Annotated in this window: 16 protein-coding genes and 2 riboswitches; of the genes, 10 read left to right on the forward strand and 6 right to left on the reverse strand. The window is 64.4% G+C overall.

Features of this window, described 5'->3' with window-relative positions; genetic code table 11:
* Window positions 1–56: 56 nt before the first annotated feature.
* The 3 genes from gcvH to LZ538_RS00070 form a co-directional block, all read right to left on the reverse strand.
* Entirely contained in the window at window positions 57–428 is a 372-nt protein-coding gene (gene gcvH / locus LZ538_RS00060) for a glycine cleavage system protein GcvH (protein WP_249829960.1), read from the reverse strand.
* On the reverse strand, window positions 428–1,627 hold the full coding sequence (gene gcvT / locus LZ538_RS00065; protein ID WP_249829961.1) for a glycine cleavage system aminomethyltransferase GcvT: 1,200 nt from the start codon (window positions 1,625–1,627) through the stop codon (window positions 428–430). Before gcvT ends, gcvH begins: the two co-directional genes overlap by 1 nt.
* Before the next feature lie 59 nt (window positions 1,628–1,686).
* Window positions 1,687–1,756, reverse strand: a riboswitch (glycine riboswitch).
* Between the two features lies 1 nt (window position 1,757).
* A riboswitch (glycine riboswitch) is annotated at window positions 1,758–1,845 on the reverse strand.
* A 79-nt stretch (window positions 1,846–1,924) separates the two neighbouring features.
* Entirely contained in the window at window positions 1,925–2,560 is a 636-nt protein-coding gene (locus tag LZ538_RS00070; RefSeq protein ID WP_249829962.1) for a hypothetical protein, read from the reverse strand.
* Between the two features lie 92 nt (window positions 2,561–2,652).
* Here LZ538_RS00070 and ispH point away from each other — a divergent pair, with 92 nt between their 5' ends.
* Both ispH and rnhA read left to right on the forward strand, forming a co-directional pair.
* Window positions 2,653–3,597, forward strand: coding sequence for a 4-hydroxy-3-methylbut-2-enyl diphosphate reductase (ispH, locus tag LZ538_RS00075; RefSeq protein WP_249829963.1), 945 nt, complete (start codon window positions 2,653–2,655; stop codon window positions 3,595–3,597).
* Window positions 3,597–4,040: a ribonuclease HI gene (gene rnhA / locus LZ538_RS00080; RefSeq protein WP_249829964.1), complete on the forward strand. Its 444-nt coding sequence runs from the start codon at window positions 3,597–3,599 to the stop codon at window positions 4,038–4,040. The genes ispH and rnhA overlap by 1 nt, the downstream gene beginning before the upstream one ends.
* Here the strand turns inward: rnhA and LZ538_RS00085 are convergent.
* On the reverse strand, window positions 4,037–5,125 hold the full coding sequence (locus tag LZ538_RS00085; RefSeq protein WP_249829965.1) for an NAD(P)/FAD-dependent oxidoreductase: 1,089 nt from the start codon (window positions 5,123–5,125) through the stop codon (window positions 4,037–4,039). The genes rnhA and LZ538_RS00085 overlap by 4 nt on opposite strands.
* 47 nt (window positions 5,126–5,172) lie before the next feature.
* On the opposite strand from LZ538_RS00085, the gene LZ538_RS00090 reads away from it, so the two are divergent.
* The 8 genes from LZ538_RS00090 (at window position 5,173) to LZ538_RS00125 (ending at window position 12,622) form a co-directional block, all read left to right on the forward strand.
* Window positions 5,173–5,646, forward strand: coding sequence for an A24 family peptidase (locus LZ538_RS00090; RefSeq protein WP_249829966.1), 474 nt, complete (start codon window positions 5,173–5,175; stop codon window positions 5,644–5,646).
* A 46-nt stretch (window positions 5,647–5,692) separates the two neighbouring features.
* Window positions 5,693–6,739 (forward strand): Flp pilus assembly protein CpaB, encoded by a 1,047-nt coding sequence (cpaB, locus tag LZ538_RS00095; RefSeq protein ID WP_249829967.1) that lies wholly within the window; start codon window positions 5,693–5,695, stop codon window positions 6,737–6,739.
* A gap of 1 nt (window position 6,740) precedes the next feature.
* Window positions 6,741–8,282 (forward strand): type II and III secretion system protein family protein, encoded by a 1,542-nt coding sequence (locus tag LZ538_RS00100; protein ID WP_249829968.1) that lies wholly within the window; start codon window positions 6,741–6,743, stop codon window positions 8,280–8,282.
* Between the two features lie 29 nt (window positions 8,283–8,311).
* Entirely contained in the window at window positions 8,312–8,962 is a 651-nt protein-coding gene (locus tag LZ538_RS00105; protein ID WP_249829969.1) for a CpaD family pilus assembly protein, read from the forward strand.
* On the forward strand, window positions 8,962–10,230 hold the full coding sequence (locus tag LZ538_RS00110) for a pilus assembly protein CpaE (protein ID WP_249829970.1): 1,269 nt from the start codon (window positions 8,962–8,964) through the stop codon (window positions 10,228–10,230). The genes LZ538_RS00105 and LZ538_RS00110 overlap by 1 nt, the downstream gene beginning before the upstream one ends.
* 58 nt (window positions 10,231–10,288) lie before the next feature.
* Window positions 10,289–11,254, forward strand: coding sequence for a type II secretion system F family protein (locus LZ538_RS00115; protein WP_249829971.1), 966 nt, complete (start codon window positions 10,289–10,291; stop codon window positions 11,252–11,254).
* 10 nt (window positions 11,255–11,264) lie between these two features.
* Window positions 11,265–12,263, forward strand: a complete 999-nt coding sequence (locus LZ538_RS00120) for a type II secretion system F family protein (protein WP_249829972.1) — start codon at window positions 11,265–11,267, stop codon at window positions 12,261–12,263.
* A gap of 80 nt (window positions 12,264–12,343) precedes the next feature.
* Complete coding sequence (locus LZ538_RS00125) at window positions 12,344–12,622, forward strand: hypothetical protein (RefSeq protein ID WP_249829973.1); 279 nt, start codon at window positions 12,344–12,346, stop codon at window positions 12,620–12,622.
* On the opposite strand, the gene glyS is transcribed toward LZ538_RS00125, so the two are convergent.
* Both glyS and LZ538_RS00135 read right to left on the reverse strand, forming a co-directional pair.
* Window positions 12,619–14,661 carry a glycine--tRNA ligase subunit beta gene (glyS, locus tag LZ538_RS00130; RefSeq protein ID WP_249829974.1) on the reverse strand — a complete coding sequence of 681 codons (2,043 nt, stop codon included), beginning with the start codon at window positions 14,659–14,661 and terminating at the stop codon, window positions 12,619–12,621. The genes LZ538_RS00125 and glyS overlap by 4 nt on opposite strands.
* Window positions 14,661–15,518 carry a glycine--tRNA ligase subunit alpha gene (locus LZ538_RS00135; protein ID WP_283937523.1) on the reverse strand — a complete coding sequence of 286 codons (858 nt, stop codon included), beginning with the start codon at window positions 15,516–15,518 and terminating at the stop codon, window positions 14,661–14,663. The genes glyS and LZ538_RS00135 overlap by 1 nt, the downstream gene beginning before the upstream one ends.
* Window positions 15,519–15,594: the final 76 nt, after the last annotated feature.

Here is a 15,594-nt window from a genome sequence, read left to right on the forward strand (position 1 = left end):
GCCTACGCGGGCGTAGTCCGCCGCATCCCATTTGCTGGTCGAGGCGACCGCTGGCCTCAAAGCGTTTTGATCCAGTCGCGGTACGATGCCTCGTCCATCAGGCCTTCGACTTCGCCCGGGTTGTCTAGCTTCAGCCTGAAGAACCAACCTTCGCCTTCCGGATCGCTGTTGATCAGGCTCGGATCGTCCGCGACCGCCTTATTGCCCTCGACGACCTCGCCGGCGACAGGCGCGTAGACGTCCGATGCCGCCTTCACGGACTCCACGACAGCAGCTTCCTGGCCCTTATTGAGCTTGCGCCCTGCCTCGGGCACTTCGGCGAAAACGATGTCGCCGAGGGCTTCCTGCGCGTGGTTGGAGATGCCGACGGTCGCGGTTTCGCCGTCGACGCGGACCCATTCATGTTCGCGAGTGAAATACAGAGACATCAGGCGGCTCCCTTGCGGTGATAACGGTGGGGGACGAACGGCATTGCGGCGACGCGGGCATCGAACAGCTTTCCGCGCTGCTCGAGCTTCAGGGCGGTGCCGATTTCCGAGAGATGCGCGGCGACATAGCCCATCGCGATCGGCCGCTGGAGCGACGGCGAGAAGCCGCCGCTGGTTACCCGGCCAACCTCATTGCCTTCAGCGTCGAGCACGAGTGCGCCCTCACGCACCGGCTGCCGCCCGTCGACGTCGAATCCGACGCGCTTTTGCGGCGCGCCATTCTCGATCTCGGCGAGAATGCGAAGGGCTCCAGCGAAACCGCCGTCAGCCCGCCGGCGCTTGTTGATCGCGAAATTGAGCCCGGCCATGACCGGCGTAGTCTCCGGGTCGAGGTCATGGCCGTAGAGCGGCAGTCCTGCTTCGAGGCGCAGCGAATCGCGGGCACCCAGGCCGATCGGCTTTACGAGGGGGTTGCCGACGAGCCTTTCCGCAACGCGCTCGACGTCGGAAGACGGCACGGAAATCTCGAAGCCGTCCTCGCCCGTGTAGCCCGAGCGGCTGACCCATACGGAAACGCCGTCGAGGTCGAACGGTCCGCCCTGCATGAAGGACAACTCGCTGACGCCCGGGATGATTTGGCTAAGCACCTCGGCGGCGCGTGGGCCCTGCAGGGCAAGCAAGGCCTGCTCCTTCATATGATCTATGACGACTTCGCGCGGCAGCCGACTTTCGAGGTCCTCGATATCGCCGTGCTTGGTCGCACCGTTCACGACCACGTAGAAGTCGTCGCCGCGCCTGGTCACCATCAGGTCGTCGATGATGCCGCCCTCGTCATTGAGGAGGAGCGAATATTTTAGCTTCATGTCGCCAAGGGCCTGGAAATCGCCCGGAAGCAGTTTTTCCAGCGCCATGTCGGCGCCTCGCCCGTGCACCAGCAGCTGGCCCATGTGGCTTACGTCGAACAGGCCCGCATTCTCACGCGTCCACAGATGCTCGGCCATGATGCCTTCATACTGGACAGGCATCTCATAGCCCGCGAACGGGACCATCCGCCCGCCCTTCGAACGATGCCATCCATCGAGAGGCAGGCGCCCCAACCGGGGGGCTTCGACACCTTCGCCGCCAGTGGGATCGCCGCTAAAGGGCGTGCCCCGAGCCTGGGTTTCGTCGGTGGGGCCGCTGTGGACTTCCTTGCTCATGGGCGCTCCGGGTCAGGTGACGACAGCCAACGCTCGACCGTGATGATCGACCGCCGCCCCCGTCTGTCGCTGCGCCTGAGAGCTTTGCCCCTTCGGCGGTCCGCAGTTGGGCGGACACTTTCCAGACTGTCAGGCGCGCGCGGTCCTGGTGCCTGAGAGATTCCGGGGGCGGTTGCTCCTTCGGCGCTGCAAGTTGCAGACTCTCCCGCGCGGCCTTCCGGCGAGCTTCCCCGCCGGCGACGCGGTGGGCCTTGGCTCGCCCCCGCGCGCGAGTCAACGCGGGTTTTCGGCGAAAGCTTAGCGGGTTGCGTTGTAGCGCAGCTGCTCGTTCGTGAGCTGGAAGCCGATCAAATGCTCAAATGTCGCATTCTGGACTGCGGTGCGCACGGCAGGATCCGAAAGCGGATCGACCGCCGCTTCGGCCTCACCGGGCTTGCGCGGCCGGTTCAGGATCTCCCGAACGTTCGCCGGGAGCGTCGCGGCCCCGCGGTTCACGCGCACCGTCGCCTGCAAGCGCGTCCACGAATGGATGGCTCCAGGCTGGAAATTGAGGACCGCCTGTCCGACGCGCTTCGCGACGATCGTCGTGCCGCCCTGCAGGGCGACATCGAAATAAGGGAGCACGACCTGTCGCGCCGGGCCGGCGTCGCGACGCAGGCCGGTGATCGTGAACGTGATCGTCGACACGACATCGTTGCCCACGTCCTGGCACACCCCTCGAACGTCGCTGATCGCTGCAGTGACGTCGATGGCACGGGAATCGGTGCTCCCAGCCGGGTTGAACAAGGTGATGTCGCCCGTCGCAGCAGGAACGCCGGCAATCGGACAGGAACTCCGGACCGCATAAATGCCCTGCCCCTCGATCACGTCCCCTCGGTGTACGCACCCGCCAAGCAGGGTCAGGGCAAGCAAAGCGGCGAGGCGGAGCTTCATGAGGTGGGGAATTCCTTGACTGCAGAACAACTGTCCGCGCGTCATAGGAAGGCCCTTCTAAGCCTGCAAGCGATGCCTTACATGCCGCGTCGATGGTCAACCGCCCTCCCCTCAAGGTCCTGATCGCGGCCCCCCGCGGCTTCTGCGCGGGCGTCGATCGGGCAATCCAGATCGTCGAGCTCGCGCTCGAGCGCTTCGGGGCGCCCGTCTACGTGCGGCACGAAATCGTCCACAATCGCTTCGTCGTGGAGCGGCTGCGCGGGCTCGGCGCGGTGTTCGTCGATGAGCTGGACGAAGTCCCGGACGATCGGCCGGTGGTTTTCTCCGCCCATGGGGTCCCTAAGGCTGTTCCTGCCGCGGCGCAGGACCGCGGCCTGAGCTACGTCGACGCCACTTGCCCGCTTGTGTCCAAGGTTCATCGCCAGGCGGAGCGCCTCATCGCCGACGGTCGCCACATTCTTTTCATCGGGCACGCCGGACATCCGGAAGTGATCGGGACTTTCGGCCAGGTTCCGCCGGGATCGATGACCCTCGTCGAAACCGTGGACGACGTCGCGCGGATCGAGGTCGCGGATCCTGGAAACCTTGCCTTCCTGACCCAAACGACACTCTCGGTGGATGATACGGCAGCGATTGTCGAAGCGCTTCAGCGCAGATTCCCTGGCATCAAGGCCCCGCGAAGCGAGGACATTTGTTACGCGACGTCCAACCGCCAGGCCGCGGTCAAGGCGATCGCCGCCGAATGCGACCGCGTGCTGGTCATTGGTGCGCCGAACAGCAGCAATTCCCTGCGCTTGGCCGAAGTCGCGGAGCGGATGGGCGCCCCAGCACGCCTCATCGAGCGGGCAAGCGACATCGACTGGGATTGGCTTGGACAACCTCGGACGGTTGGAATCACCGCTGGGGCCTCTGCACCCGAGGTCCTCGTCCGTGAGGTGGTGGATGCGCTCGGGTCACGATTCGATGTGCGCGAAGAAATCGCCGATCACACGCCCGAACGCATGACGTTCAAGCTGCCGCGCGAGCTTGTCGCTTAGTGGCGGAGCTGCCGCTCGTCGAAATCTTTACAGACGGCGCCTGCCGGGGAAACCCGGGACCGGGCGGCTGGGCCGCGTTGCTTCGAATGGGAAGCAAGGAACGCGAAGTTTCGGGCGGCGAACAGCTGACGACCAACAATCGCATGGAGCTCATGGCCGCCATCAAGGGCCTTGAGGTGCTCAAGCGTCCGTGTCGGGTCCAGCTGCATACGGACAGCATCTATGTGCGGGACGGTATCACGCGCTGGATCCACAATTGGCAGCGCAACGGATGGCGAACATCCGACAAGAAGCCGGTCAAGAACGCGAAGCTGTGGCAGGAGCTAATGGATGCAACCGCGCCGCATCGGGTGGAATGGCATTGGGTGAAAGGCCACAGCGGCCATGCCGAGAACGATCGCGTCGATGCTCTGGCGTGCGCGGAGGCCGACAAGCTCCGCTAGGCAAACCGCCTTGGCGAGAAGACCGAGGCCTCAATTTCTGCGACCATCGAATCGCGCGGCGTTTCCAGCAGCATCGAGCTTGCCAGCTTGGCGGCGGCCGGGGCGGTCTGGATTCCGAACCCGCCCTGGCCGGCGCACCAGAAGAACCCGGGCTGCTCCGTCGCGAAGCCATAAACAGGCAGCCGATCCGGCGCGAAGCTTCGGAGGCCCGCCCAGCGCCGCTCGACCCGCTCGATGCGCCAGTCGACCACATGCTCGAATCGGTCGATGGCCGTCGCGACATCGATCTCTTCCGGCGCAGCGTCGCATGGATCGGTCGCGATCTCGTCGTGCGGAGTCAGCCAGATGCTGCTGTCGCTTTCCCCCTTGAAGTAAAAAGTGCCAGCTGCATCGTCGACGAGCGGAATGTCCTTCAGGCCGCGCCGGCCGACCTTCAGTTGAACCATCGTGCGCCGCTTGGGCGCTATTCCCAGCGGCCGCGCGCCACATCTGTTTGCAACATCATCAGCCCAGGCGCCGGCAGCATTCACTAACGTTCCCGCCTGAACCGTCTCACCGTTATCGAGGCGAATCGCCCATCGCCCGGCATGAAGAGTTGCACGGTCGAGCCGTGCATTGGTCTCGATTCGCCCACCGCGTTTCTTGAACTTACGCAGATACGCCGCGTGAAGCGCAGCGACATCGATGTCCGCACAGCCCGGCTCATACACGGCGAAGTGCCATTCCGGTCGGATGCCCGGGATCAGCCGGCGAAGCTCTTCGCGATCGAGCGGCCGCGACTCAACACCCACCGGCGATTCCGGCTGTTCGTCGCGCCCCAGATGAACGGCTCCGCGTGTTCGCAGGAACCCGGACTCCGAGAAATTCGCCGGCGGCGCCTCCAGAAACGGCCGAGACGCGCGGCTCAACGCCGAGACCTTTGGGCCTCCATAACTTTCCAGCCAGAATGCCGCCGAGCGGCCGGTGGAGTGAAATCCGCAATATTCCTCCGCCTCGACGATCAGCGTACGGCGCTGCGCCGAGATTTCTGCACCCAGGCTAGCTCCGGCGATCCCGCCGCCGACTATGACAACATCGAAGTCCACGCGGTCGGTTACGAATTGGAAAGCCCCACCGTCTAGTGGTGTGGGCCATGTTCAACGGCCTGTTTACCGAGATCCTGCTCGCGATCCTCGCCGCGCTGCTCATCACGGCGGCGGTAATCGACGTTCGCACGTTCACGATCTCGAATCGGCTGAACGCAACGGTTGCGCTGCTCGCGCCGCTTTATTGGCTGTCCATCGCACTCGCGCCTTGGCCGGGAATCGCGGTGCAGGTCGCGGCAGGTCTCGCCGTGTTCACTCTGCTGGCCGCGGCATTCTTCGCGGGAATGATGGGCGGGGGAGACGTCAAGCTCGCAGCGGCATTGGCGCTGTGGTTCTCACCTGCGTCAACAATCAAATTTCTTATCCTGATGTCGATCGCGGGCGGGGTTCTGACCCTGCTGATCCTTGGCTGGCACCGCGCCAGAAAGCGCGAAGGACGTCCGGAAATTCCATACGGGGTGGCGATCGCATTCGGGGGTCTCGCGATTCTCACCCAACGGTTTCTTAACCAATTTGCCTGATGTGTGAGGCTGTTACGGGGACCCTTCAAGGGGAGGCGATTGCGCCATGGATGTAAAGAAGCTCGCTCTGCTCGTTGGAGCGCTGGTCATCGCGGTGATTACTGCCGTTATGGCCAAGAACATGTTCGCTGGCGCGGGAGCCCAGCAGGCCGTCGCGGCGCCGGTTCCGACAGGACCCAAGGTGCTCGTGGCCAAGAAGGCTCTTCCTGTGGGCACGATCATCGACGCCGACAGCCTCATCTATCAGCCCTGGCCTAAAGAGCTGATGCAGTCGGCTTATTATGTCGAAGGCTCGACGGATGGAGATCCGAAGGCGCTGCTCGGCACTGTCGTGCGCAACGCAATCACGGCTGGCCAGCCTGTGACCCGCGGCTCGCTCGTCGGACCGAAGGACCGTGGCTTCCTCGCCGCGGCGCTCGGCCCGGGCATGCGCGCGATCACAGTCCCGGTAAACGCATCGACCGGCGTCGCCGGCTTCGTCTTCCCGGGCGACCGCGTCGACATGGTGCTCACGCAGCAGGTTGAAGGCGGCGGCGACGGCCCGGCCCTGAAGGTCTCGGAGACCATCGTTCGCAACGTCCGCGTGCTCGCGACCGACCAGCGGGTCACTCAGACCGACGAGGAAGGCAAGACTGAGGTGAAGATCGCCACCAACGTCACGCTCGAGGTCACTCCGCGGATCGCGGAGAAGGTGGCGGTGTCCCAGAGCATGGGCACGCTGTCGCTCTCGCTGCGCTCGATCGCCGACAATAGTGCGGAGCTGGAGCGCGCCATCGCGTCCGGCGACGTGAAGATCCCGGCCAATGCGAACCCGGCCCAGGAGCGTCAGCTTCTGCTCGCGGTCGCCAATCGTCCGATGGATAACAATACGACCTTCACCACTGGCGGAGACGTGTCTCGCTTTCAGCGTCGCTCGGTCCCGGCCCGTTCGCCCTCGGGCGGCGGTTCGTCCGACGCGCTGTCCACGTTCGCCAATGCGCTGATGGGCAAGGGGAGTGCGCCAAGCGCAGCTGCGCAGGGACCGGTCAATGGCCCGGTCGTGCGTGTCGCGCGCGGCAATGATGTCACCGTCGTTCCGGTGGGAGCTCGCTAAAATGAATACTCGCACGATCAACCGCCGGGCGCGTCTCGGCACAGCGGTTGCGGCGGTGGCCCTCGGCCTCACCGCGATCACCGGGGCTCCGGCCCAGGCTCAGCCGAAGGCCTATTCTTCCGGCTCCTATCGTCCGACCACGCAGGTTCCCCTGTCCGTCGGCGAGGGCCAGATGATCAACCTTCCGCGCGCCGTCGCAAGCGTCTGGACTTCGAACCCGAAGATCGCCGACGTCTATGTCAACGGCTCGCGCCAGATAAACGTCTTCGGCAAGGACGCCGGCGAAGCCACCGTCATCGCGACGGCGGCGGACGGATCGGTCGTCTACGGAGCGAAGGTTCGGGTCAGCCCGAATATCAGCTCGGTCGACGCCATCCTGCGCGAAGCCATGCCGGACTCGAACATCCGCGTGACGACCGTCGGCCAGGTGGCCGTGCTTAACGGCACTGTCGCTTCTCCGGAGGACGCCACCCAGGCCGAGCTTCTCGTCAAGGCCATGCTCAACGCAGGCATCAAGGACGGAGAGCCGCTCAACATCCTGCCGGTGAACCGCCTCAAGACGGCGACGCCTCTGCAGGTCAACCTGAAGGTCAAGATCGCCGAGGTGAACCGCTCCCTGCTCAAGCAGATCGGCGTCAACCTGTTGGCGAGCACCGGCGGCGGCTTCAAGATCGGTATCGCCCAGGGCGAAGGCATCCACCTTCCCCCGGTCGACTGTACCGACGATTGTAGCGGTCCGAAGGTCATCCGGAACCCGCTCGGCTCTACCCTTTCGGGTGTCGGCAAGCTGTTCGGCATGGATCTCATGTCCTCGCTCGATCTCGCGGAAGTGGACGGTTTCGTGACTACCCTCGCGGAGCCGAACCTGACCGCGCTCTCGGGTGAGACCGCAAGCTTCCTCGCCGGCGGTGAGTTCCCGATACCGGTCTCGCAGGAGCTCGGCGTGATCACCGTCGAGTACAAGCAATATGGTGTCGGCCTCGCCTTCACTCCAATCGTGCTTGCCGACGGCCGCATCTCGATGCGCGTCCGCCCGGAGGTCAGCGAACTGTCCAGCGAAGGCTCGATCAAGCTCAATAACTTCGACGTACCTGCGCTGGTTACGCGCCGCGCCGAAACGACCGTCGAGCTTGGATCCGGCCAAAGCTTCATGATCGCCGGCCTGCTTCGCAACACGACGACGAACAATATCGACAAGGCGCCGTTCCTCGGCGACCTGCCGATCCTTGGAGCGCTGTTCCGCTCCACCAGCTTCCGCCGCCAGGAGACGGAGCTGGTGATCATCGTCACTCCGTACCTCGTGAAGCCGGTTTCCGGTCAGCTCGCGTCGCCGGTCGATGGCTATCGCGCGGTTGATGACGGTCAGCGGGTCTTTATGGGTCAGTCGTTCAAGGGCGTCAGCTCGCCGGACGTGGTTCTTCCGCCCCCGGCGAACCAGTACCCCGCCCCCGCGATCAGCGCGCCCGTGTCCGGCACCGCCGCCACGCAGACGGTCACCGCGCCAGCCGCGACGGCCGGCGCCGCCCCTGGGTTCAAGCTGTGACCCGCGGTCTCTTCAGGAAGGAAGCCACGATGCGTTCCAAGCTCATTGTCATCGGCCTGGCATCAGTCCTCGCGGGCTGCGGTGCGGGCCTTCCGGACCGGCCGGAGACGGGTCTGAACCCGGTCAACGTACCGGTCCTGACGACCACGAACTATGCGTTCGACGCGGCCGCTCCAGGCGGATCGCTGGCGGGCGGCGAGGCGCAGCGTCTCGACGGCTGGCTGCAGGGCCTCGGCCTCGGATACGGCGACGCAGTATACGTCGACGGCAGTTACGGCAGCGCGCGCTCGGAAGTTGCGCAGGTCGTCGGCCGCTATGGCGTGATGGTCCAGCCAGGCGCGCCGGTCACGGCCGGCAATGTGGCCCCCGACAGCGTTCGCGTGGTGGTCAGCCGCCGCACGGCGGGTGTCCCGGGCTGCCCCAACTGGAGCGTCGCCTCCTCGCCGAACTATGAGAACCGCACGCTGTCGAACTTCGGCTGCGGCGTGAACAGCAACCTGGCCGCGATGGTCGCCAACCCGACGGACCTCGTCCACGGACGCGCAGGCGATTCCGCGGTCGATGCTTCGACGGGCGCCAAGGCAATCATGCTCTACCGCAGCTGGCCGCTCACGGGCGTCCAGGAAGGCCAGCAGCGCCGGCCGCTCAAGGACGTCGATACGAAGAAGGACAGCAAGTGATGAACGCTCCCTTCCAGGCACGCGCAGGTCTGCGCGACCCCTTCACCGCCTTCGTCTGCGACGATGCAACGGCCGACATGCTGCGGCCGGTGGCAGTCGAGCACGGCTGGTCGCCGGAGAAGGTGAACAAGGGCGGGCTGCGCAACGCGGTCCAGTCCCTCTCCGTCTCCGCGAGCCCGAACATCCTGTTCGTGGACCTTTCGGAATCGGGCGATCCGCTGACCGACATCAACGCGCTTGCGGAGGTCTGCGAGCCGGGGACGATCGTCATCGCGTCGGGCACCGTCAACGACGTGCGCCTCTATCGCGATCTCGTCGCCAGCGGCATCCACGATTATCTGCTGAAGCCCTTCACGATCGACCAGCTGCGCGACACCTTCGCGCATGCACAGATGATCCTGTCGGGTCCGCGCGGCGAAGCGCAGGTCGACAAGCCCCACGTGATGGCGGCGGTGATCGGCGTTCGCGGCGGAGTCGGCGCGTCGACGATGGCGACCTCGCTGGCGTGGCTCCTGGGGGAGAAGGCGCATCGTTCGACCGCCCTGCTCGACCTCGACGTGCACTTCGGAACCGGCGCGCTGGCGCTGGATCTGGAACCCGGACGCGGCCTTACGGATGCGATCGAGAACCCGAGCCGCATCGACGGGCTGTTCATCGAGCGCGCAATGGTTCGCGCCAATGAGCGGCTGTCGGTCCTTTCGGCCGAGGCTCCTATCCACCAGCCCCTCGTGACCGACGGAACGGCTTTCTTCCAACTGCAGGAAGAAATGCGGAACGCCTTCGAGTCCACGGTGCTCGACCTGCCGCGCCACATGCTGATCCAGTATCCGCATCTGGTGCACGACGCGCACGTCGCGGTCGTCATCGCCGAGCTGACGCTGGCGGCAACCCGCGACACGATCCGCGTGCTTGCGTGGCTGAAGTCCAATGCGCCGCAGACCAAGGTCATCATCGTGGCCAACGGCGTGCCCTCGGGCGGCGCGCTGGAGATCAGCCGCAAGGACTTCGAGCAGTCGATCGAGCGGCAAGTCGATATCGTCTTCCCGTACGATGCCAAGCTTGCGGCCCAGGCTGCGAAGCTCGGCAAGCCCATGGCTGAAGTCGCGGGCGGCAAGATGGCGGCGCCGTTCAACACGCTGTCGAGCATGGTGCTGAGCCACGCCAGTGAGGAAGGCGCAGGCGCCGACTCCGGCGCTGCTGCAAGCGCCAAGTCGCTGGTCGATAATCTGAAGTCGATGCTGTCCAAGCCGAAGGCTCAGGCGGCGTAATCGGCGATGCTTCGCCCGGCCATCACGCCGGGCGACGAGAGTGAGAGGCAAGGCACGAATGATCCTGTGGCTCATCATTGCCGGCGGTATCGGAGCGCTCGCACTGGCGTTCGTGGCCGTCCGCGGACCTTCCGCGTCGAAGGCGGTCAAGCGCCGCATGGAGATGGTGAAGGAACGCCACGGCGACGTCATCACCGGTAACGCGCAGGCGCAGATCCGGAAGCTGATGGCCGAGCGGGCGAGCCGTATCGAGGGTTATGCTTCGACGCTGATCCCGAAGCCCGCCCTGCTGCGCAAGCGGCTGGAAATGACGGGCAAGAGCATCACGCTCGGCAAATATTCTATGATCTGCCTTGGCATCACCGCGTTCGTCGCGGCGGCGATGTTCTTCCGCGGCGCGCCGATCCTGCTCTCCACGTTCCTGGGACTGTTCGTCGGCATCGGCGGCCCGCACTTCGTGATCGGCTGGCTGATCAAGCGTCGCGTCACCAAGTTCACGTCCAACTTCCCTGACGCCATCGAGCTGATGGTTCGCGGCCTTCGCTCCGGCCTTCCGATCACCGAGACTCTCGGCATCGTTGCCGGGGAAATCGGCGGCCCCGTCGGGCTCGAGTTTCGCATGGTTTCGGACAAGATGAAGATCGGCCGAACCATGGAGGCCGCGCTGCAGGACACCGCGGATCGACTGGGCACTCCGGAATTCCAGTTCTTCGTCATCACGCTGGCGATCCAACGCGAGACCGGCGGTAATCTGGCCGAGACCTTGTCGAACCTCGCCGATGTGCTGCGCAAACGCGCGCAGATGAAGCTCAAGATCCGCGCGATGAGCTCGGAATCCAAGGCATCCGCCTACATCGTCGGATCGCTGCCGTTCGTGGTGTTCACGCTCGTTTGGTTCATCAACCCGGGATACATGAGCGGGTTCTTCGTGGACCAGCGCCTGATGGTCGCCGGCATCGGCGGGCTCATCTGGATGAGCATCGGCGCATTCATCATGGCCAAAATGGTCAACTTCGAGATCTAAGGGGGAAGTCGTGCAAGTTACGCCTCCAGCAGGCCCAACCCTCCTCGGTTTCGACGTCATCTGGATCGCAACGATCCTGAGCGCCGTCGCGACGTTCGCGGTACTGCTCGCCATCTATGCGGCAACGACTGTCCGCGATCCGATGGCGCGCCGCGTCAAGGCGCTCAATGAGCGCCGCGAGCAGCTCAAGGCGGGCATCGTCGCCTCGACGAACAAGCGCAAGAAGCTGACCAACAAGAACCAGGCGGCGGACAACGTTCGCCAGCTCCTGATGCAGTTCAAGATGCTTCAGGACGATCAGCTGAAGAAGACGCAGACGAAGCTGATGCAGGCCGGTATCCGGACCAAGGACCTCGCCTTCTTCATCATTTTCGCGCGGTTCGTCCTGCCAGTCGTGCTCGGCGTCAGTGCCATACTCCTGCTTTATGTCTTCGACTTCTTCCCGGAATGGTCGGCGCTCCGTCGCTACATGACCCTCGCGGGCACGGTGGTCGGTGCGTACAAGGCGCCGGACCTTTGGCTGAAGAACAAGATTACGAAGCGCAGCCATGCGATCCGCAAGGGTCTGCCTGACGCGCTCGACCTGCTCGTCATCTGCGCCGAGGCCGGCCTCACCGTCGACGCCGCGTTCAACCGCGTCGCGAAGGAGTTGGGCAAGGCCTATCCGGAGCTCGGCGACGAGTTCGGCCTGACCGCGATCGAGCTCGGCTTCCTCAACGAGCGCCGCCAGGCGTTCGAGAATCTGGCCACCCGCGTCGACCTCGAAGCCGTTCGCGGCGTGGTCACCACGATGATCCAGACCGAGAAATACGGTACGCCGCTGGCCTCAGCGCTGCGCGTGCTCTCGGCGGAGTTCCGGCATCAGCGCATGATGCGGGCCGAAGAAAAGGCTGCGCGCCTCCCGGCGATCATGACGGTGCCGCTCATCCTGTTCATTCTGCCGACGTTGTTCGTGGTCATTCTCGGGCCGGCTTCCTGCTCGATCCACGACAGCTTCCTCAACGGCTGACCCATTCTCGGGCAAGCTGTGGAACGCGGCCCGCGCCCCGTGCGTAGTGGCCGCAATTCCACTTTTGTTGGGGATGCGAAATGGGCTTTACGGCAGATCCGAACCAGCTGGTTATCGCCGGCCTTGTCTTCTTGCTGGGATTGCTGATCGGCATCTTTCTGACCGCCGGTGGCCGTCGCAAGTGGAAGACGCGTTATGATTCCGAGCTTCAGAGGCGCCGCGATCTCGAAAAGGCGCACGAGGATCGCGAGAAGCACTGGTCAAACCAGGAGAAGGAATGGCGTGAGCGCGATTCCCTTCGCGCCGCTGCGATCAAGGACCCCCGCGAGCCCGGCGACGGCGAGACTCGCTCGCTCTAGCCCTCGATCCTCGAGAAATCCGCGACGCGGTTCACCGCGTCGCGGAAGTGCATGAGCAAGTTGAGCCGCCGCTCGCGCTTGCCAGGATCGGGATCGTTCACAGTCACATTATCGAAGAAATCGTCGATGGGCCTTCGCAGCGTTGCAAGCGCCGCCATCGCGGCGGTGAAGTTTTCCTTTTCGATCGCCGCTGAAGCCGTCGGCTCGGCCTTGTCCAGCACATCGACCAAGCCCTTTTCTTGCGGCTCGAGATCTGGACCACCCGATACGGCCGTCCCTTCCCACTTCTCTTTCTTGAGGATGTTCGCGGCACGCTTGTAGGCCGTGAGTAGGTCGGCACCGTCCTCCGTTTCGACGAAGTCCTGCAGCGCTTTGACCCGCGCTAGCAAGCGGACGAGATCGTCCTCCCCTCCCAGCGCGAAGACGGCATCGATGAGATCGTGCCTGACGCCCGCTTCCCGCTGCTGAACCTTCAGGCGATCGGCGAAGAATTCGAGAATTTCAGGGGCCGTTCGATCAAGCCTGTGCGCCGCTTCGCTATCCGCGCGCTGTCCAGCGGAATTCGCCAGGCTCCCGCGAACGGCTTGCGTAAGCGACAGCCTGAGACCGTTTCGAACGATTAACTCGATAGAGGCGATCGCCGCACGCCGTAGGGCAAAGGGATCCTTCGATCCCGTCGGCTTCTGATCGATTCCGAAGAAGGCGCAGATGGTATCGAGCTTGTCGGCCAGTGCGACGGCGGTCGATGCCGGCTTCGTCGGAACGCCGTAATGATCGCGAACTGCGTCCGCGACGGCATTCGGTTCACCCTGCGCCCGCGCCAAATATCCGCCGATTATACCCTGTAGCTCGGGGAATTCGCCGACCATGCCGGTGACGAGATCCGCTTTTGCGAGGCGCGCTGCCCGTTCGACCTCGTCCGGCTTCGCGCCTTTGACGATGCCTTCCTCGACCAGCCACCGCGCAAGCTTGGCTACGCGCTCGACCTTGTCGGCGACCGTGCCGAGCTTCTCGTGGAAGACGATCCCGCTCAATTTCGTCGCCTGCTCTTCCAGCGGGACTTTCAGGTCCTGCTCCCAGAAGAAACGCGCATCGGCGAAACGCGCGGCAAGGACGCGCCGATTGCCCTCGACGATAGCCTCGCCGCCATCGCTCGCGTCCACGTTCGCGACGCACACAAAGGCTGGGGCGAGCATTGCCTCGCCGTCGACGCAGGCAAAATACTTCTGGTTCGTCCGCATGGTGAGTACGATCACCTCGCGCGGAACGTCCAGAAACTCAGGATCGAAGCGACCGAGCAAAGGCATCGGCCACTCGGTCAGGCCTGCATTCTCGACTACCAGCCCTTCATCCGGCAGCAAAATCAGGCCGGCTTCTTTCGCTGCTGCTTCCGCCCCTTCGCGGATGATCTGTTCGCGCTCGTCCTGGTCGACGATCACGTGGCAGGCGCGCAGTTTCTCAATGTAATCCGACGCCCCGCCAATTGTGATCGGCCCGGGATGATGGAAGCGATGACCTACTGTCGTCGCGCCGCTGTGAAGCCCGTCGATCTCTACGGGCACAATTTCCTCGCCGAATATCGCGACGATGCCCTGTAGCGGCCGGACCCAGCGTTGCGACCCTGCACCCCAGCGCATCGATTTGGGCCACGGAAAGTCGTCGACGATCCGCTGGATCGCCTCACCCAGCACTTCAGGCGCAGCCCGTCCAGGCCGGTCGATGACGGCGAAGAGGACACCGTCGCGCTCCTCAAGCTGCTCGCGGGCCAGGCCGGTCTTGCGCAAGAAGCCGTCGAGCGCTTGCGGCGGCGCCGAGCTGCGCGGCCCCTTGATCTCCTCCCTGACCGCCTCGGTCTGCTCGCCGACGTCCCGTGCGATGAGCACCAACCGCCGCGGCGTCGAATGGACATCGATCGCGCCGGTCGAAAGCCCCGCTTCGCCGGTCCTTTCGGCAAACATGCGCGCTAGGTCGTTGCGGGCGGCCGACTGCATCCGCGCCGGGATCTCTTCCGACCGGAGCTCCAGCAGAAAGTCGGCCATCAGGCGCCCTGCCCCCGCTCCAGCCACTCGGCGCAGGCCGCTTTCGCCAAGTCGCGGACGCGCCCGATATAAGCCTGACGCTCGGCGACCGAGATCACCCCCCGCGCCTGCAACGTATTGAATACGTGGCTTGCCTTTATTGCCTGCTCATATGCCGGGATGGGCAGCTTATTCGCCAGGCAGCTCTCGCACTCCGCGGCCGCCTTGCGGAAGGCGTCGAAGAGCGTGTCCGTATTGGCAACCTCGAAATTATAGGCCGACATCTCGACCTCATTCTCGAGGAAGACGTCGCCATAGGTCACACCGGCGTCGTTGAACTTCAGTGCGAAGACGTTGTCGACGCCCTGGATGTACATGGCGAGACGTTCGAGCCCATAGGTCAGTTCTCCGGTCACCGGCCTGCATTCGAACCCGCCGACCTGCTGGAAATAAGTGAACTGGGTCACTTCCATTCCGTCGCACCACACTTCCCAGCCAAGGCCCCAGGCGCCGAGCGTCGGGCTCTCCCAATCATCCTCGACGAAGCGGATGTCGTGCTTCAACGGGTCGATGCCGATCGCCGAGAGGCTGCCGAGATAGAGGTCCTGCAGGTCCGCGGGACTAGGCTTCAGCACGACCTGGTACTGATAGTAATGGCCTAGCCGGTTGGGGTTCTCGCCGTAGCGGCCGTCCGTCGGCCGACGGCATGGCTGGACATAGGCAGCGCGCCAGGGGTTCGGCCCGAGCGCGCGCAGTACAGTTGCAGGATGAAAGGTCCCTGCCCCCATCTCCATGTCGTAGGGCTGCAGGATCACGCAGCCCTGCTCGCCCCAATAGCGATGCAGAGTGAGGATCAGGTCCTGGAAGCTGAGGCTCAAGAAGATGTCCCGTGGTCGGTTTGCGAATTAGGGGCAATGCCGGTCTCTTCAGGAAACGGCAAGCTTGCGGCCTTAA

Origin of the sequence: Sphingomonas hankyongi (assembly GCF_023516575.1) — a bacterium.
Taxonomy (GTDB): domain Bacteria; phylum Pseudomonadota; class Alphaproteobacteria; order Sphingomonadales; family Sphingomonadaceae; genus Sphingomicrobium; species Sphingomicrobium hankyongi.